The following is a 19,695-nucleotide window of genomic DNA, read 5'->3' as shown; positions in this document are numbered from 1 at the left end:
GGAAATCGAGCCTCAAAACGATTCGTCAACTAATTCCTTGTTTATGGCTGCTCCGGCCATTCCACCTGCTGCAATAGCCTGGGAAACTGCACGCATCATGACGGTATTGTCGCCAGCCGCATATACGCCCGGAACCGTGGTCCTGTAAAAATTATCTACAGAAATATAACCTGCTTCAGTTAATGCACAACCCAGTTGTACAGGTATGTCACTGTGTTGTACAAATGGAAGTTTTGCGTACACCGCTTTCATGGCCATGCTTGACCCGTCTTTAAAATGAACCAGCTTCAGTTCCCCATTGGTATGCTCAAAAGCCTCAATTTCCGTTTCAATGACCTTTATATTGTGCTGTTCTAATTTAGCTGCCTGCTCTGCATTCAGGGTCGATTTTCCGTTGGTAAACAAGCTGAGGTCTTTGGTGAGGTTACTGATCAATTTGGTAAACTCGTACCCTATATCTCCGTTAGCGATAATGCCGGTCTTCTCATGGCGCACTTCATACCCATGGCAGTATGGACAATGGATCACCGTTATGCCCCAGCATGCTGCCAGGCCCGGAATGGGCGGAAACTGGTCCTTTATACCGGTTGCAAATAAGAGCTTGCGGGCAGAAAACAATTCCCCTGCGGCGGTTTTTACATCAAACCCATCCTCATTTTTGATGGCGCTTACAGCAAAGCCCTGCATAAAGCTCACCGTTTCATATTTCAACACCTGTTCTTTGGCTTTCGCTGCTATAGCGGCCGGCTTTTCGCCATCATGTGTAATGAAATTGTGTGAATGGGGTGTTTGCCGGTTACAGGGCTCTCCCCCATCTATCACCAATACTTTGCGTAAACTCCTGCCTAATGACATGGCTGCAGACAAGCCTGCATAACTGCCGCCGACAATGATTACATCGAATGTTTTGCCTTTCATAATGTTTGTTTTTCGTCTGTATACACAAAAATAAGGAAGTTTTTTTCAATTGCAACAATGTTGCATATATTTGCAAGTATAATTTTATTCAGCATCCTTTTCTCCAAAGGAAGCCTTGATTTTAGTGCGCATATACCGAATCTGATCATAAAGCATGTTTGTGTACTTCGGCTATCCGTTATGTTTCCCAATTCGTAAATCAATTTCCTGATCGCGTAAGCGGCTTTTTGCAGGCAACGCTTTTCTTTGCATCACGATTTCATTCTCCTTCCATAACAATAATTTGTACCTGATACTCAGTTACTGTTTAGGTACATGTAACTAGAACGCCTACCCTGGCTGTAATTGACCTGTGCGGTTGACCGGGTATATGCCAAAAACTGTTAATGCCTTTTCCAACTATTTACCTGTTTATCGTACCTGCGCTGTAACGGAAGGAGAACCAAATACAGTGTAGTGTATGCCTAAACAGGTTCTTTTTATTAATAGTATGCGAACTCCTTCCAACGACACACACCTATTAAATAATAAGTATACGAGAGATAGCAACCAGCATTAATAAATGAAAAGCAAAATGAAACGCAGCATCCAAACTACCCTGTTTTTATTTTTTGTTGCCTGTTTACCTGTTTTCCTCCACGCCCAGTTAGGCGTATTGCAGGGCAAAGTAAGCACTTCAGATGGCAAACCAGCGGAAGGAATTACGGTAGGGTTACTCACTAAAAGAATAGCCACGGCCACCAATCAAGAAGGCGAATACAAACTCACCGGCATAAAACCCGGCAGTTACACGATTCGTATAACGGCCGTAGGCGTAAAACCGGTGGACAAAACCGTTACTGTGAACGAAGGCGAGATCATCGTAACCGATTTTATATTGACCGAAGATCATGCAACCCTGCAGGAAGTGGTGATCGCTGCCGGCAGGAAGAAACCGGCGAATGGCAGTGAAACAGTGGCCAAGATGCCATTGAGCCGGCTGGAGAATCCCCAGGTATATACTTCCCTCCCGAAAGAGCTCATCAGGGAACAGATGATTACCGATTTCGGCCTTGCGCTCCGAAACACACCAGGCTTATACAAGATACAGGCCAACCGTGGTATTAACCTCGATGGCGCATCTTATTATGCAGTCCGTGGCTTTCGTACCGAAGTATCTATGATCGATGGCCTGCCAGGTCAAACGAATGGCGAAATGGACCCGGTGAATGTAGAAAGAATTGAGATCATGAAAGGTCCCTCTGCCACTTTATATGGAGGCGCCATTACTTCTTTTGGCGGTTTGATCAATATAGTCTCGAAAAAACCGGTCGATACCTTTGGTGGCGAGATCTCCTACTATACCGGCAGCTATAATCTCAACCGGGTTTCCGCTGATATTTACGGTCCGGCCAACAAAGAAGGAAATGTTTTCTTCCGTTTAAATGCCGCTTATCAAAATCAACAAAGTTTCCAGGACGCCGGTTTCAGAAGGTCTTTGGTCATTGCACCAGCCATAGAATTCAGGGCCAGCGAAAATTTGAAAATAAACCTGAATGCGGAATTTTATAACGCAGAAATGACGAACTCATCAGCCATATTTCTGAACCGTACGCGGCAATTTGTTGCCCATACGCCCGATGAGCTCGGCTTTAACTGGAAAAGGTCTTATTCTACGAATGACCTTACGCTGAAAACGCCTGCAACCAATATGCGGGCCATTGCTACTTATACATTCAATAACCAGTGGACCTCACAAACCCTTATTTCCAGTAACATCCGCAAATCGGATGGTTATTATCAATACCAGTTCATCCGTAAGGCAACAGACGATTCCCTGGAACGTAATATATCACTGCAGAATACCATTAATTCGGCTCTGGACCTGCAACAGAACTTTACCGGTCATTTCAGCACCGGCCCCATTAAACACCGCGTGTTACTGGGATTAGATTATGTTCGCTTCAAAGTGAACAACGACAACTCCCCTTATATTGTGTTTGACTTTGTGAACGGTCAGTACTTTGATGACCGAAATTATGCTAAAATCTCCCGCTATGCGGTAGACCAGAAACTGGCCGCCAGCACCGCTGAACCTACCCGTAACCATACAAGCTCAGAAGTGTACAGTGCTTATGCTTCCGATGTGGTAAATATCACCGATCAGTTAATGGCGATGTTAAGTCTTCGTGTAGACCGCTTTAGCAGTCTGGGCACCCGCAGCCATATCGCGGATACTATTTTAGCAAACAGTAAATATCAGCAAACGGCTCTATCGCCGAAATTCGGACTTGTTTATCAACTGGTGAAGAATAAGGTTTCTCTCTTTGCCAATTACATGAATGGTTTCAGCAACCTGGCCCCTGTAACGCAGCCTGTGCCCGAAGTATCGGGCGTATTAAAACCGCAACAGGCCAACCAGGTTGAAGCTGGCGTTAAAATAGATCTGTTTGCAAACAAACTGAATGTAACAGCCAGTTATTATGACATTAAGGTAGACAATATGACCCGTATAGATCTTTTTGTAAAAGAAGGCCGTAATTACAATATAACCGTTCAGGACGGCACGCAAAAAAGCAAAGGTTTTGAAATAGAATTACAGGCGCAGCCAATGGATGGCTTATACCTGCTGGCGGGTTACAGTTATAATGATAGCAAATTGACCAAAGGCTCTACTGCCCTGCAGGGAAGACGTCCGGCATCAGCAGGGCCTGCCAACCTCGCTAATGCCTGGATCAGCTATGCATTCCCTGCTGGTAAACTAAAAGGATTCGGTTTGGGTGTGGGTGGCAATTATGTTGATAAACACCTTACAGCCAACTCCGCGACTACCGGTGTATTTACGCTTCCTGCTTATACCTTACTAAATGGTACAATTTATTATGATGCGCGTTGGTACCGCCTGGGTGTAAAGGTAGATAACGCAACCAACGAAACTTATTTTTCAGGCCAGGGTGTATTAAGTGTACAAATGCCGCGCAGCTTTACGGCAAACGTTACCATTAAATTCTAGCCTCTTCTTTTCCGTGTACGAATACAGCAGTTTTAATTGTCAATGGTCCGGGCGAATAACCCGGACCATTTTTATTACGACCACATCATTATTACATTACACACAGGTATGTTATCGGAATGTAATCATTGTGCCATTGTGAAAATTATTTCCTCATTGCGTAACCGAATAATTGATTTAGTTTTTAAATTGCGTGACATTTTTCTTCTCCTTCCAAATCAAATGCTATCGTCATTATTGTTACACTACTGACTTGTTCTGTAATGTAACAAACAGGTTTTGCCTGATTTCCACTGTTAAAATATAACGATCAATGCGAAGCGCCGAAAGCGCACGCAAACGCTGTGCATACCGTAGTGTGCATTGCGATCAGTAATTTTTATTCTGAAAACAGCAAATACTTAACACTTCATGCTGCATAAAAACAATTTGCAGCAAACAGATATGCTATGCTTGTTATGCATCGTAGCATAAACGTTCCGCTTAAATATAAAACCATTAACTATTAAAAAGTCCTAAAACATGGAAACAATTACCGCATCCGCGCGCCAATCCGTTGCCACTGCAACTCATCCCGATCGGCCGGCACCGGCAATTACAGGTTCCGGCGTACTGCCACCAATGGGGCCGATGATCATTGACGTTACCCCCAAAGAAAGAACCGCTATTTCAAATGTGGCCAATATTTTAACAAAAGCGTTTGGCCATTATGAACACCCCGACTACATCTCTTCATTGCATCTGAATGCGTTTCAGCTTTTACCGGAACGCATTGCAGGAATACTGAGCCGCTTCGGTACTGATTTCTCGCGCAGCCAGTACGGCGCCCTGGTATTCAAAGGGCTCACAGATGTTGATCAGGATGCCCTTGGTCCCACCCCACCCTCCTGGAAAGAAACCGATTACAGCAGGCTGATCAAATATGGCTTCATCTGTTCACTGCTGCATGGCGCTATTCCCTCCAAGCCGGTACAGTATTATGCACAACGCAAAGGCGGCGGCCTGCTGCATGCTGTTATCCCAGATGAAAAAATGAGCTTTACCCAAACCGGTTCGGGCTCAAGGACTGACCTGTTCGTTCACACGGAAGACGCATTTTTATTTAACCAGGCCGATTTCCTGAGCTTTTTGTTCCTGCGTAATGAAGAACAGGTGCCTTCTACATTGTATTCGATCCGTTCACATGGCGACACAAATGAGATCATGGAAGAACTTTTCAAACCGATCTATAAATGTCCAAAAGACGCCAACTATGCAGATGATGAAAATACCGAAGAAGTAACTACTTCTATATTATATGGCAACCGGAAAAGACCATTTATCCGTTTCGATGCGGCTGAACAGATCTTTAATGAAAAAGCCGGGCAGTCGCCCGAAGCGATGCATAACCTGGTGCGCTTTTGGGAAGAGGCAAAAAAATTCATCAACAACAGTTTCGTTCCCGATTCGGGCGACCTCATTTTTGTAAACAATCACCTTTGTGCGCATGGCCGTAATTCCTTTATTGCCGGTTACCGCAATGAAAACGGGCAAATGGTGAAATGTGAACGCCGCCTGATGCTGCGCATGATGAGTAAAACCAGCCTCATTAATATCAGATCCGTCACACAGACCGATGACCCGTATTTTATCATGGAAGAACACTACGGCAAACTATTTAACAATGATGCTTCACAACAATAACCATCACCCATGGAAAAACAAACCTTGATCTCTGTTTATGCTACTGAATTGCCCGAACAGGAAATGGACAATACCACCTGTAATGATATTTTTTATGAAGGAACGGAAACAGAATACCGGCTGGCCATCAGGGCAGCAGCTGAACAGGTGTCGGGCTTTTTAAAGAATACCAAAAAACCGTTCAGTGGTATCAGGCCGGCTACCCTGCTGGCTGAATTCGACAATATCGATCTTGAGCATCCGCTGCCCGATTATAAAAGCCTGTTTGAAGAAGTGAATGCCCTGTACATTCAACATGCCACGGCCTTCCATTTGCCAGAATATATTGCACATTTAAACTGCCCGGTGGTGATACCCGCTTTGGCCGCAGAGGTGATCATCAGCGCTATAAATTCGTCACAGGATACCTATGACCAGAGCGCAGGCGGCACTTTTATTGAACGCCGCCTGATCGGCTGGACCGGCCAACAGATCGGTTATAGCAGCCAGTGTGATGGCGTTTTTACCGGCGGCGGCTCGCAAAGCAACCTGATGGGCTTGTTGCTGGCCCGGGACTATTATGCGTTGACTTACTTAAAACATAATATTAAATTGCAGGGGCATCCGGCCAATGCAAACCGCTTCCGCATCTTCATGTCGGAAAAGGCGCATTTCAGCAACCAGAAAAATGCGTCATTAATGGGGCTTGGCGAGCAAGCCATCGTAAAAGTAGGCACCGACAACCGCTTCCGCATGGATGCTTCCTTACTGGAACAGGCGATTCTCCGGGAGATGGCAGAAGGCAATATCCCCATTGCGATCGTAGCAACGGCAGGCACTACCGATTTCGGGAATATCGATCCCCTGCAGCAGATAGCTTGCATTGCCAAAGAGTTCAAGCTCTGGATGCATGTTGATGCAGCTTATGGCTGTGGATTATTGTTGTCGGAAAAATACCGGTACTTGCTGAACGGTATTGAACTGGCTGATTCGGTTACGATCGATTATCACAAATCCTTCTTTCAGCCCATCAGCAGCAGCGCTTTCCTGGTAAAGAACAAACTTCACCTGAACATCATCAAACACCATGCTGATTACCTTAATCCCAAAGAACAGGATTATGACGAACTGCCGGCGCAGATCAATAAATCCATCACCCAAAGTACCCGCCGCTTCGATGCCTTGAAGCTGTGGTTCACCTTGCGGTTACTGGGTAAACAAAAACTGGGCATATACACCGACAGGATCATAGATACCACCGAACAGGCAGCCTGTATGATCGAAGCATCGCAACATTTTGAACTGTTAAGTCATTCCGATCTGGGCGTACTCGTATTCCGCTATCTGCCTCAACATGCAGGCGGCATCGATACCTGTGCCATGAACCAGTATATCAAACAAACAATGTTCTTCAACGGTGAGGTGCTGGTGGCCAGCACAAAGGTGAACGGACAGTTCTATTTGAAATTCACCATCCTGAATCCACTCACCACCATTCAACACATTCAAAACATTCTAACAGTTATAAAGAAGCATGGAAAAGATTATGAGTTACGCCACCACATGCCGGCAAAAGGCTGAGCAAATCAACTATACGGCGCTCATCAATAGTTTTTGCCGGGAGTTCGGTAATTGGAGCCGGTATGAAGGCATTCCAAAATACGATGAGTGCCTGGCCGATTGGTTCCGGTTTACCGGTTTTACCAATCATCTGCGGATCGACTTTACGACCATTGGATCAGAAGTATTCATTCCTTTGCAATATTATTCGGAGACCGGCTATCACCAGTTTTATTTTCCAGTGGCAGAAAAAGAGCTGCAAACGAATTGCATTAATGAGATCAGTGCCTACCGCTTTCTGGAGCTGGTGACTCAATATGCAAAAACCAGCTATCCGGAGGCAGACGGTAGCCGCACCGCTTTGCTGATGCAGAACAGCATAGATAACCTGGAGATATTCCTTGACCGGTTTGAAACCAATCAACCCCGCATCAACCAGGCAGGGCAAACTTTTATCGAAGCGGAACAATCCCTCTTAACGGGTCACAGCCTGCATCCGCTCACCAAAACAAGAGAAGGATTTACAACTGACGACCTGCTGCATTATTCACCCGAAGTGCAGGCGCGCTTTCCCTTATATTACTTTTTAATTCATCCAGATCATGTGATAGAAAAAAGTACGGAACCCACCGGCCCCTGTGATTGGCTGAAGCAGGAATTGCTCGCAGGCGATGTAGTGGAGCCGGTTAAGACAAAGATCCGGGAATATTATGATTACAAGATCGTGCCCACCCATCCCTGGGAAGCGCAATACCTGTTACAAGAGGCTGCCGTTCAGGAAATGCAGGCGAAAGGATTGTTATATAGTCTAGGTGAAGCCGGGATGGAATATGCGCCTACTTCTTCGGTTCGTACTGTTTATCACGCAGCCAGTGAATGGATGTATAAGCTGTCGCTGCATGTAAAGATCACGAACTCTTATCGGGTGAATTATCCGCATGAATTGTACCGCGGTCATGACGCAGCCCGTTTAATGAAAACCAGTTGGGGCGCCGCGTTGAAACAGCAATACCCGGGGGTGGAATTTATTACCGACCCTGCGTATATCATGGTCACCTGGAATGGAGCGGTCATTGACGGTTTTACCACCAGTGTGCGCCGCAATGTTTTCAAAGGACAGCATGCCCAAAAGAATGTATCACTGGTGGCCGCCCTGTGCCAGGATAACGTAACAGGCGATTCACCGCGCATCGTGCAGATCATACAGGAAGCCGCCAGGCGTTGTAACCGGTCTGTACAGGAAACGGCGATTGACTGGTTTACCCGATACCTGCAGGTTTGTGTAAAACCGTTGATCGGCATCTTTAATGATTTCGGTCTGGGCAGCGAATATCACCAGCAAAATGTTCTGCTGGAAATGGATGAGTATGGTTTTCCTGTAAAAATATATTTCCGCGACAACCAGGGCTTTTTTTTCCGGGAAGGAAAGGTGAACGAATTATTAAAGGCCATTCCCGACTTTGGCGAAAACAGCCGCTCATTTATTCCAGAAGAACGAATGTACCGGTACTGGGACCATTACCTGCTTTCGAACAACCTATTCGGGCTCATCAGTGCATTTGGCAGGAACCAACTGGCCAGTGAACTAACACTGCTACGCCTGACCTATGAATTGTTATCATCGTTAAGGGATACAGACAATACCCGACTGGTGAATCATTTCCTTACCAGCACCAAACTAAATACCAAAGGAAATCTGCTTACCAGCATCAACAATATGGATGAAGCGAGTGCGCCACGCACCAATCCGGCCGTATATCGCTCCTACTACAATCCGTTACATAAATATTTCTTTAGCGATACTTTGATCAGGCCCGGCTCGAAGGATATTTTATATACCCGGTATTTCCCCAGGGAAGATGTTACCATTAGCCTCCGGCCTATTGACCTCGACCGCGACCTGGACATGTTGCACGAATGGTTTCACCGCGAACATGCTATTAAGATATGGCAAATGAACTGGCCGATTGGCAAACTTGAAACATATTACCGCACGCTGTTGCCTGGTGATCTGTTATATGCATATATCGGTGAAGCCAATGGGGAACCCAGTTTTTATTTTGAAGTGTATTGGGCGGTTCGTGATCTGGTAGGCGAATACTATGATGTGCTGCCCACCGACTATGGTACGCATCAGTATATTGCAGCGGTTGATCCCAAAAAGAAATACGTCTCCCCTTCTACCCAATGTATGGTAGATTACGTTTTTGCGCAGCCGCAGGTGGGAAAAATGGTAGGCGAAGGCTCGGTTGATTCGCTGGCTTCACTGATGAACAAATTGCATGTAGGGTTTAGAGTAGAAAAAGTGATAGAAATGCCGCACAAAAAAGCCAACCTCAATTTCTGTTACCGCGAATGGTACTGGGCTAAATTTCCTCAAAATAAGCCTAATGCCTAACGCACCATCAAAAAAAATGTAAATGAAATCACAACAAACATATTCGCTGATAGGTATTGGCATTGGGCCGTTCAACCTGGGCCTGGCAGCCCTCATAGAACCAGTGGCAGGTGTAAGCGCTTTATTCTTCGACCAGTCGGAATCTTTTGACTGGCATCCGGGATTAATGCTGCCCAACGCTACCTTGCAGGTGCCTTTTATGGCCGACCTGGTGACCCTGGCCGATCCTACCAACAAATACAGCTTTCTGAATTTTTGTAAACATACAGGCAGGATCTATCCTTTTTATATCCGGGAGAATTTCAATATCCTTCGCAAAGAATATAATGGCTATTGCCAGTGGGTAGCAGCACAATTATCCAATTGCCGTTTCGGGCATGAAGTGATTGCCATCGATCATGTGAACAATCTGTATGAAGTAACCGTACGGCGCTCAGGCAAATCTGAAACTTACTATGCAGAACGCCTGGTGCTTGGAACAGGTACACAACCCTATATCCCATCATTTATTGATCGAAACCAGTTACCACGGGTTTTACATACTTCACAATACCTGCCTAATAAAAATAAGTTGTTGGGCAGCGGTTCAGTGGCTATTATCGGGTCTGGACAAAGTGCTGCCGAAATATTCCAGGATCTGTTGCCGGCCACAGAACAGGGTTTGCAACTGAGCTGGCTCACCAGATCACCGCGCTTCTACCCGATGGAATATTCAAAGCTCACGCTTGAATTAACATCACCCGAATACGTAGATTATTTCTACAAGCTGCCGGAGGAAAGGCGAAAGAAATTGTTGTCGAAGCAAAACCCATTGTATAAAGGCATTAATTATGATCTCATCAATGACATATTTGACCAGTTATATGAAATGAGTGTCGGCAATATTTCCCTGCCCGTAAACATCAGATCGAATATGCGGCTGGAAAAGATCAGTACCGCTGAGGACGGAAACAGCTATGACCTCCACTTCACTGAAACCGACCAACAAGAGCCATATCAATGCCAGGCCAGTTATGTAGTGCTGGCAACCGGCTATAAATACAGGGAGCCTGCATTTCTGCATGGCATAACCGAACGCATTAACCGGCGGGAAGATGGTTTATTCCAGGTGGAGCGTGATTACACGATCGATGTGAATGGCGATGAGATCTTTGTTCAGAACGCCGAATTACATACCCATGGTTTTGTAACACCCGACCTGGGCATGGGCGCCTATCGCAATGCACACATCATTAATAAGGTTACGGGCCGCCAGGTGTACCATATCGAAAAACGCATTGCTTTCCAGACATTCGGAACGGCAAAAGCGGAAGAACTGGTGGCAGCCGAAAGCAACACCATTTGAAAGCAGAATACAAAACAACATGATCATTAAAGCATTACCGGGCACAGCCCCGCTAAATAAAGCTGTGTGGCAAAAAGTGAACAAGCGGTTGCTGGCTAAAAGCCTGGCCGAACTGATGCACGAACAGGTCGCGCAGCCGGTTATCCTGTCATCGGAAAGCGATGGCCGCACCCATTTTCAGTTAACAACTGACCACGCGCTTATTCATTATACTTATTCAGGGTATCGCCGCCAGCTCGATTACTGGCATATTGATCCCGACAGTATACAGCGGCATGAAAATGGGAGATCCACTGCAGCCATAGACGCCCCTTTGTTTTTTGTTGAACTGCAAAACACCTTTGGCATCAGGCCATTCAACCTGGCGCATTATCTAGAAGAATTGATGCATACTTTATATGCCGATGCCTATCTGCATACGGAGGGCCGTTTACAGGCCGGCGCGTTGGCGCAGGCCGATTACCAGACCGTTGAACATCAAATGGACGGCCATCCCTGGGTGATCGTTAACAAAAGCCGCCTAGGTTTCAATTATGAAGATTATATCCGCTATGCTCCGGAAGCCAGGCAGCCTGTGCAACTTTGGTGGATAGCCGCCCATAAAAGCCGTTCAGCGTTCCGCAGCCTGGATCATATTCAGCAGTCCTCTTTTTTTGAACGGGAATTGGGCGCAGCAACCATCCAGGAATTTTACGCGATCATTGGAAGTTATGATGAAGATCCGGCTGACTATACATTCATTCCGGTTCATCCCTGGCAATGGCAGAACAAGCTGCTGATGCAGTATGCCGCTGATATAAGCAGCCGCCTGATCATTCCGCTTGGGATAGCGGGTGACAGCTACCTGCCCCAACAAAGCATCCGCACCTTTTATAATATCAGTCAGCCTCAAAAGCATTACGTAAAAACCGCCATTTCCATTTTAAGTACCGGTAATATCAGGGGGCTTTCACCCAAACAAATGGCCATTGCGCCCCGTGTCACGAGCTGGGTGATGAAAATGTTGCAACAGGATATATACCTGCAGCAACTCGGACTGGTATTATTGGGTGAAGTGGCCACGGTTAGCTATTCACATCCTTACTATCACGCCATCGTTGATCCGCCTTACCAGTATAAGGAATTCCTCGGAGTACTTTGGCGCGAAAGCGCTGAGTTATACCTGCAACCTGGCGAACGCATTATCACCATGGCATCGCTGTTATATGTTGACGATGATAAGAATTCCCTGGTAGCTGAACTCGCAAAAAGCGCTGGACTTAGCATAGAAGACTGGCTGCTCGCCTATCTGCAGGCCTACCTGAAGCCATTACTGCAGATCTACTACCAGCATGCATTATGTGTGACGCCGCATGGGGAAAATATCATCCTGGTATTAAAGGATAATGTGCCCGTGCGCATCATCATCAAGGATTTCGTAGATGATATAGTACTTACCGAAGAAGCAAAAGAATCGCTGCCAAAAGATCTCGCAGAAGGAATGATCGCTTCTTCCAACAAGGAAAATGTGCCTTTATTTATTCTGCTGGGCGTTTTTGACGCATTCTTTCGTTATCTGAGCAATGTATTGCATAGCTATTCCGGCTATCATGAAAACCGGTTCTGGCAATTGGTAGCTGCAGTAATACTCGAATACCAGTCGGCCCATCCGTCGCTGGCCTGGAAATTCGAAAAATACAACCTGTTCGTACCGGAGTTCAAGCGGTTTTACATCAACAGTGTACGGCTATTGGGCAATGCATATGAAGAAAAGACCAGCTTTGCCATTCCCCGCAAGGGCGGCACTTTACAAAATCCCTTGGCGGTCATCAAACAACAGGCACTTGTGGCTTCATAAGCTTTGGAGTAATATGAAATTTTATAAAGAAAGAATTAAAGCGGCCTTTGCTTACGGCGGCAATATGGTGGTGCTGTTGAAGCTTGCCATTTCAGGGAGGGAAAAGCAATTTACCACAGGCAGCATTAACCGGGCCATCGTATTGCTCGCAGTACCGATGGTACTGGAACTGGTAATGGAATCATTGTTTGTTTGCGCCAATCTGTTCTTTATAAGCAGGCTGGGCGCCCATGCCATTTCCATTGCCGGAACCACCGAGTCAGTGATCAGTTTTGCTTATTCCGTATCCATTGGTTTAAGTGTTTCGGCATCTTCGATCATTTCGCGGCGTATCGGGGAGAAAAAACCAAAAACAGCAGGCCTCACCGCAATGCAGGTGATCTATACCGGTTTGGCCGTTTCACTGCCCATCAGTATTGCCTCCGTTGTGTTTTACCGCGAAATCCTGCACTGGATGGGTTTGCAGCCAACACTCATCGCTGAAGGCAGCCTGTTTTGCCAGATCATGTTTGGCAGCACCCTGTTCATTATCCTGCGTATCGCAGTTAATGGCATCTTCCGGGGATCGGGCGATGCCGCCCTGGCCATGCGCACACTCTGGATCTCGAACGGCCTTAATATCCTGCTCTGCCCCCTACTGATCTTTGGTTGGGGTCCCATGCCCGGCCTGGGTTTAACCGGCGCAGCGCTGGCCACGGCCTTAGCACGTGTAGCTGGTGTTGCTTATCAGGCCTGGTACCTATTGCAGGGCAAAACGATAATCACTATCGGCAAAGCTCAGTTATTATTGGTGCCGGCTATCATTAAAAAGATCGTGAAACAAGCGAGCGGCGGCACCTTGCAGTATATGATCCCGGCTTCCAGCTGGATGTTGATGATCAGGATCGTGTCGCATTTCGGCCCCAACGCTTTGGCAGGTTATATAATTGCGCAACGGGTCGCTTCTGTAGCCACCATGCCAGCCTGGGGTATTGGTAATGCAGCGGGTGTACTAACCGGACAAAACCTCGGCGCCAGGCAACCGGAACGGGCCGCCCAAAGCGTATGGAAAGCCGGTTCAGTAAATATGTGCTTCTTGACAGCTGTAGCCCTTTTCTGGTTCTTTGCAGCGCGGCCGGTGGTGTCGTTATTTTCCGGTTTGCCGGAAGTGATCAGCTACAGCATAATGTACATCCGGTTTATTTCAATGGCTTATATCCTGCTTGGCTACACGATGGTGATCTCGCGTTCATTGAATGCCGCCGGAAATATTAGGCAGGTATCTCTCTTGTACATTCTCATGTTTTATATTACGCAACTACCCCTGGCCTGGTTGCTGGGCATTGGATTGAACTGGGGACCCAAGGGCATTTTTATAGCCATTCTAATCTCAGAACTGGTGCTGGCAGTTGCCTGTATTATCATTTTCAGACAGGGAAAATGGAAACAAATAAAAGTGTAACATCCACATTATTAATCTACAAAACAATTATTATGCAAACACAACCGAATTTACAGGAAGTGATCGCCAAAGCATTTGGAATAACACCCAATGAGATAACCGATGAACTGGAATACCAGAGCATACCCGAATGGGATTCGGTATCACACCTGGTACTGGTAACAGAACTGGAAAATGCCTATAGCATCACCATTGAAATGGAAGATGTACTTACTATGGGCAGTGTACCGAAAATAAAAGAGTTATTGAAGAAATACCATGTAGAACCAATAGCCTGATCTTTTCACCATTAACCATTAAACATGTCACTATACGAGCTCATTCGAAAGAACAGCGGCCTGTTTTTTATTGATGCACAAACAGGGCATGCTGTTTCTGTACGGTCATTTCATCAATCCCTGTCGATCGACAACCGGCAGGGACTGGTGTTCGTTTATAGCGATAACAGCATCGGAGCAGTAGAAGTATTACTGAATTTCCTGAACAGCCGTTTCACGGTCGTGCTGTTAAGTACGCAACTGCATGCCGCTTTCAAACAAAACCTGGAAAACCTTTACACGCCCTATTACATCTATGATCCGGAAAGACCGGCTGCATACGGATACAACACCATAGCAGCTTCTGCCTCCATTAAATTATTGAAACGAAAGAAGCCGGCGGATTATCTCATTCACTCGAACATAAAAATGTTGTTAAGTACCTCGGGTACTACCGGTTCACCCAAATTTGTAAAGTTAAGCGACTATAACCTCGTACAAAACGCCTGCTCTATACTTGATTACATGCCTGTTAAAAGTGATGATGTGGTGCCATTAAATGTGCCGCTTATTTTTGTGTACGGCTTATCTATATTCACTACCAATTGTATGGCGGCCGGTACTATTGTTTGCACCAACAAAGACATTCTGCAGCCTGAGTTCTGGACAGATTTTGCCAGGTACAAATGTAGCACGATTGGCGGCGTGCCGTATGTGTATGAAGCGCTGCTCCGCATTGGTTTTTTCAAAAAGGATCATCCGTCCCTGCGGTATATGACCCAAACAGGCGGTATCCTGAACCAGGCTTTGCGGCAGGAGATCGTTCGGTATATCACCACTTACAATAAACAATTCATAGCTCAATACGGACAAACAGAAGCTGCCGGCCGCATGGCATTTCTTCCCCAGGAAGCCCTGCTAACGAAAGCAGCTTCCATTGGGCTACCCATCAAGAACGGGCGGTTTGAGATCGATGCTGATACCAGCGAGCTCATTTACTTTGGCCCGAATGTATTTGGCGGTTATGCCAATAGTCCGGCCGACCTGAGTACCTGGCATGAAACCAATAAATTATACACGGGCGATATAGCGCGCTGTGATGAAGATGGCTACTATTATATAACAGGAAGAATCAAACGCATTATAAAACTGTTTGGTTCGCGCCTGAATCTCGACGAGGTGGAGTTGATCTTAAAGAACGGATTGGGTGGACAAACTGTTGTGTGCACCGGCATTAACGACAAATTTTTGCAGGTAGCCCATATAAACGAACAGCTGGAAGAAAGCACTATCAAGCAGGTATTAAAAGAAAAGCTGAACATCCACCCTACGGTAGTGCAGGTAAAATACATTCCTGCCATGCCGCTAACACCCAATGGAAAAGTAGATTATACCTCTATAATGCAGAGTGCTTGAAATAACAATCAATACAATGTAAATCATAATCTTGTTGTGCGGCCAGGAAGCAATGTATGGCAGCGATCTGCGCCGGCAGTGAGTAAATTATAATATTAAATATATGATCTAAGTCGAAGACCGGCGATAGCTTCCCGCTGCGCCTTCGACTTTCTTTATTTTAATTGCGTTAATTTTAATAATTTCATGAAAACGGAATACCATGACAAGCTCCAATCCTTCCGGTTCATTTACCGGTTCAGAGCAAACGCCTCTGTATACGCCAACTAGCGATGAGAGAACCCTGGCCATTCTGTGCCATGTATTGACCATCTTTTTCTGGATCTTCCCGCCGCTGATCATCTACCTTATTAAGAAGAACGAATCCACATTTGTAACAGATCACGCCAAAGAGTCTCTCAATTTCCAGATCACCTTCAGCATCGTTGCCATTGTTCTTTTGCTCACAATCATTGGCATCCTGTTGTTATGGATGGTAGGGATCATAGTGCTGGTACTGGTTATTATCGCAACCATTAAAGCCAGTGAAAGCAAATTATATCGTTACCCTTTCACCTTAAGACTTATTAAATAATTCAACGCCCCTTCATCTGTCAAAAAATTATTTTCAGCAATAGTACCATTCTGCTACAGTATTAGTCTATTGGTAGGTTTATTGTCCAGCGACACTAAAACCTAACACAAAATTCATATTGTTCTAAAACACCCGATTTTAATTTCGCGCTTTTATTCTATCCTTAATATGAAGAAACTAATATTAGCAATTGGTACCTTGTTGGTGTGCCAGTCAACCATTATTGCGCAGGAATCGCATGTGATCCTTATCAGCATAGACGGCTTGCGTCCTGAATTTTACAAAGATCCTTCCTGGAATATGGTGCACCTGAGGCAGGCCATGGAAACTGGCGCTTATGCCGATGGCGTTGATGGTGTTTTTCCCACTGTTACCTATCCCTCTCACACCACCATGATCAGCGGGGTAAAACCATTGAAGCACGGCGTTTATTATAACACCCCATCCGAGCCCAACGGCGTTACCGGTAAATGGATCTGGAATTATGAAAATATAAAAGTGCCTACCCTCTTCAGCCTGGCCAAAGAAAGAGGCCTTACAAGTGCTTCGGTATTCTGGCCCGTATCAGTAGGCGGTCCGGCTACCTATAACATTCCGGAATACTGGTACCTGCCTAAAGAAAAAGGCCAGGAACGGGTTATGAGCAAAGCCTTGCAGGAAAATGCCAACCCACCCGGCCTGTACGAAGAGCTGGAACAACATGCTACCGGAAAAATGGATGAGCTTGATTTTAATGGCGACTACCTGGGCATGGATGAAAATTTCGCCCGAATGAGCGCTTATCTCATTCGCAAGTATAAACCATCGCTGCTGGCAGTTCACCTGGTCACTGTAGACCATTTTGAGCATGAACAGGGCCGTGACGGAGATAAAGTAAGGGCAGCCATTGCCGGGGTCGACAGGGCTATCAAAACCATCAGGGAAGCCGTACAAAAAGCAGGCATTGCCGATAAAACCACCTTTATTGTTACCGGTGATCATGGTTTTGTGGATATCCATGCCAGCATTGCGCCCAATGTACTGCTCGCGAAAGCCGGGTTGTATGATCCACAAAAACCGGAGAACTGGAAAGCCTATTTCCACCCATCCGGCGGTGCTGCATTTTTACAGCTGAAAGACAAAAACGACAAACAAACGAGAGATAAGGTCTTGCAGTTGCTAAAAAGCCTGCCCGCTGCACAACAGAAAACATTTATCATTAAAAGCCGCGAAGAGCTGGATGCTGTTGGCGCCGACGGATCGGCATCTTTTGCCCTGGCCGGCCAACAGGGCTATACGTTCAATGGCGCTGCCACCGGTGAATTCATTCGCGCAGCGAAAGGCGGCACCCATGGATTTTTTCCAGACTTTAAGGAAATACAAACCGGTTTTGTAGCTTTTGGCCACCGCATTAAAAAAGGGGTGGTAATACCGCAAATGGGACTGGTGGATATTGCTCCGCTGATCAGTAAGATATTAAAACTTGATCTGCCTGCCGGCGACGGCGTACTGCTGGAAGGTGTGTTGAAATAAGCATATTACTCATGAAAATACAATAGGGCTGACCCGTTGGATCAGCCCTATTTTAATGAAAGCATGGCTTGTAATTATGGCAAGAACTCCTTTAATTTTATTTTTTGGAAAACCAGGTCGCACTGACTGCTTTCATACACAATTCCTATGGTTTCCGCATCAATACTGGTTAAGCAGGAGTATCCCCTGCTCTTCCATTCGTCGAGCAGTATTTTTTTATCAGCAGCCCAGGTGCGCCCGTCATCATAGCTTACCTTAATGGTCATGTGATGCCTGGTCGTTTTTGAATCTGGGTTTGCAAATAACAAAACCGATCTTTTTTGACCTTTCGAAACATAGTCATGCCGTATAATGCTGGCCATACAAACCGGTTCGTGCAAAGCACCACGGCTGGTTGGATGTTCAGTCCAATCCATTCCCAGGTTGCTGGTTATGGCAATTACCCGGCCGTTGGTGTCACCAGTATCTTTATTTTTACTGCAACGCATATTCAGCATAATGGTGCCGTCTGACAGTTCGACCGCCATGTTCTCGGTAGTGTTTTCTTTGGATGCCCGGTTACTGGTATGCCATGTAAGACCACCATCTTTGCTGTAGGTTATATTCGAAAAAGATCTTCCTGACTTATCTCGCCCCTGTGTAGGAAAGACCAGGGTGCCATCGCGTAAAGTAATACCTTGCCCCGGGGCTGGCGCCCATAACCACCAGGCTTCCTGCTTGCATTGTTTAGTTATGTTCACCGGCTTGCTCCAGGTCCTGCCATTGTCTTCACTTTTCACGATCAGGAATTGGGCGGTTTGCTTCACATCAAATCCCGGTTGTGAGCCCTTTTTTCTCCATTGGTGATTCCAGTAGGTACTGGTATCTGTAAGGCCTTCTATCCATTTACCGGTAGTAGAATCCAACACCCCATGCATCCATAACCCGGCAATAAAAATGGTACCGGTATTTTTATCTACCAGGATATTTGCGTCAGAAACGCCGTTAAATTTTTCCGGTAAACCACCCCATTGCTCCATATCAATGGCGATCTGCATGGGAAGCCAGGTTTTGCCCCCATCGGTACTGCGGCTTACTCCAATGTCGATATTGCCCTGCAGATCCCGGGCACTTTCGCGCCGCACATCATATACAGCCAGCAAACTGCCGTCTTTGGCGGTTGCCAGGCCGGGAATGCGGTAGGTATGCACGTTATCCTGGTTTTGCTGCCGTAATGCCATGCCTATACGCTGTTGCGTTTTTGACGCGCCCGGGATCCTGGTCTTTTTACCATTTAAAACGGCGCTGCTGGCATTTACCGTAATACGGTTCAACAAAGAAGCATGTTCAAACAACTCAACAGATACCCAGAAATAATGATCACCCGGAGATAGCGAGAGATCGCCTTTGATCAACAAGCTCCCGCTGATACTGGTTGTACTGCCCACCCATGTCAACTTATCTACATTGGCGAGATTTTTCCGGCCGGCATCAGCTCCTGCATAATATAGGCTTACTTGTTTAATATCACTACGGTCAGTGCTTCCGCTCGTGCTTAATCCCATTTCGGTGAACTGCACCTTGTGGTGGTTCGAAGCGATGTGTATATGGACCTGCAAAACCGGGTTGTCTTTTTTCTGAATTAATACAGGCACCTGGTAATGCTGTTGAGAGATACTAATATCAGCCCCTGGTCTTGCATTTGCCACACTAAACATTGGCATTACACCGAGCAAGCAATAAAATATGATCTTTGTAATTCGCATCTCCGGTCTTTAAGATTTATTTCTACATTACGGATAAA

13 protein-coding genes are annotated in these 19,695 nt (G+C 46.1%); 11 read left to right on the top strand and 2 right to left on the bottom strand.

The genetic code is table 11. The annotated features are described in order from the left end of the window. Positions 1-12: 12 nt before the first annotated feature. Complete coding sequence (locus JT717_RS07790; protein ID WP_205509634.1) at positions 13-918, bottom strand: NAD(P)/FAD-dependent oxidoreductase; 906 nt, start codon at positions 916-918, stop codon at positions 13-15. A gap of 574 nt (positions 919-1,492) precedes the next feature. On the opposite strand from JT717_RS07790, the gene JT717_RS07785 reads away from it, so the two are divergent. The 11 genes from JT717_RS07785 to JT717_RS07735 all read left to right on the top strand — a co-directional run bounded on the left by JT717_RS07785 (position 1,493) and on the right by JT717_RS07735 (position 17,912). Next, positions 1,493-3,910: a TonB-dependent receptor gene (locus JT717_RS07785; protein ID WP_205509633.1), complete on the top strand. Its 2,418-nt coding sequence runs from the start codon at positions 1,493-1,495 to the stop codon at positions 3,908-3,910. Between the two features lie 522 nt (positions 3,911-4,432). Next, entirely contained in the window at positions 4,433-5,593 is a 1,161-nt protein-coding gene (locus tag JT717_RS07780) for a Fe(II)-2OG oxygenase family protein (RefSeq protein WP_240347882.1), read from the top strand. 9 nt (positions 5,594-5,602) lie between these two features. After that, the gene (locus JT717_RS07775) at positions 5,603-7,153 is read left to right on the top strand and encodes a pyridoxal phosphate-dependent decarboxylase family protein (RefSeq protein WP_205509632.1); all 1,551 of its coding nucleotides are present in this window, start codon (positions 5,603-5,605) and stop codon (positions 7,151-7,153) included. Further along, positions 7,107-9,530 carry a GNAT family N-acetyltransferase gene (locus JT717_RS07770; protein ID WP_205509631.1) on the top strand — a complete coding sequence of 808 codons (2,424 nt, stop codon included), beginning with the start codon at positions 7,107-7,109 and terminating at the stop codon, positions 9,528-9,530. Before JT717_RS07775 ends, JT717_RS07770 begins: the two co-directional genes overlap by 47 nt. A 22-nt stretch (positions 9,531-9,552) precedes the next feature. Then, positions 9,553-10,875, top strand: coding sequence for a lysine N(6)-hydroxylase/L-ornithine N(5)-oxygenase family protein (locus tag JT717_RS07765; protein ID WP_205509630.1), 1,323 nt, complete (start codon positions 9,553-9,555; stop codon positions 10,873-10,875). Between the two features lie 19 nt (positions 10,876-10,894). Further along, the gene (locus JT717_RS07760) at positions 10,895-12,712 is read left to right on the top strand and encodes an IucA/IucC family protein (RefSeq protein ID WP_205509629.1); all 1,818 of its coding nucleotides are present in this window, start codon (positions 10,895-10,897) and stop codon (positions 12,710-12,712) included. A gap of 13 nt (positions 12,713-12,725) precedes the next feature. Then, a complete protein-coding gene (locus tag JT717_RS07755) occupies positions 12,726-14,153 on the top strand; it encodes an MATE family efflux transporter (protein ID WP_240347881.1) in 1,428 nt (475 codons plus the stop codon). Between the two features lie 32 nt (positions 14,154-14,185). Continuing rightward, the gene (locus tag JT717_RS07750) at positions 14,186-14,431 is read left to right on the top strand and encodes an acyl carrier protein (protein ID WP_205509628.1); all 246 of its coding nucleotides are present in this window, start codon (positions 14,186-14,188) and stop codon (positions 14,429-14,431) included. Positions 14,432-14,455: 24 nt separating this feature from the next. Next, the gene (locus JT717_RS07745) at positions 14,456-15,826 is read left to right on the top strand and encodes an AMP-binding protein (protein WP_205509627.1); all 1,371 of its coding nucleotides are present in this window, start codon (positions 14,456-14,458) and stop codon (positions 15,824-15,826) included. A gap of 202 nt (positions 15,827-16,028) precedes the next feature. Then, on the top strand, positions 16,029-16,400 hold the full coding sequence (locus JT717_RS07740) for a DUF4870 domain-containing protein (protein WP_205509626.1): 372 nt from the start codon (positions 16,029-16,031) through the stop codon (positions 16,398-16,400). A 168-nt stretch (positions 16,401-16,568) separates the two neighbouring features. Continuing rightward, positions 16,569-17,912 (top strand): alkaline phosphatase family protein, encoded by a 1,344-nt coding sequence (locus JT717_RS07735; RefSeq protein WP_205509625.1) that lies wholly within the window; start codon positions 16,569-16,571, stop codon positions 17,910-17,912. Between the two features lie 74 nt (positions 17,913-17,986). On the opposite strand, the gene JT717_RS07730 is transcribed toward JT717_RS07735, so the two are convergent. Continuing rightward, positions 17,987-19,609: a sialidase family protein gene (locus JT717_RS07730; protein WP_240347909.1), complete on the bottom strand. Its 1,623-nt coding sequence runs from the start codon at positions 19,607-19,609 to the stop codon at positions 17,987-17,989. Between the last annotated feature and the right edge of the window lie 86 nt (positions 19,610-19,695).

The sequence above is a fragment of the Longitalea arenae genome (assembly GCF_016924755.1).
GTDB lineage: Bacteria > Bacteroidota > Bacteroidia > Chitinophagales > Chitinophagaceae > Niastella > Niastella arenae.
This window is presented reverse-complemented; position numbering and strand designations above follow the sequence as displayed.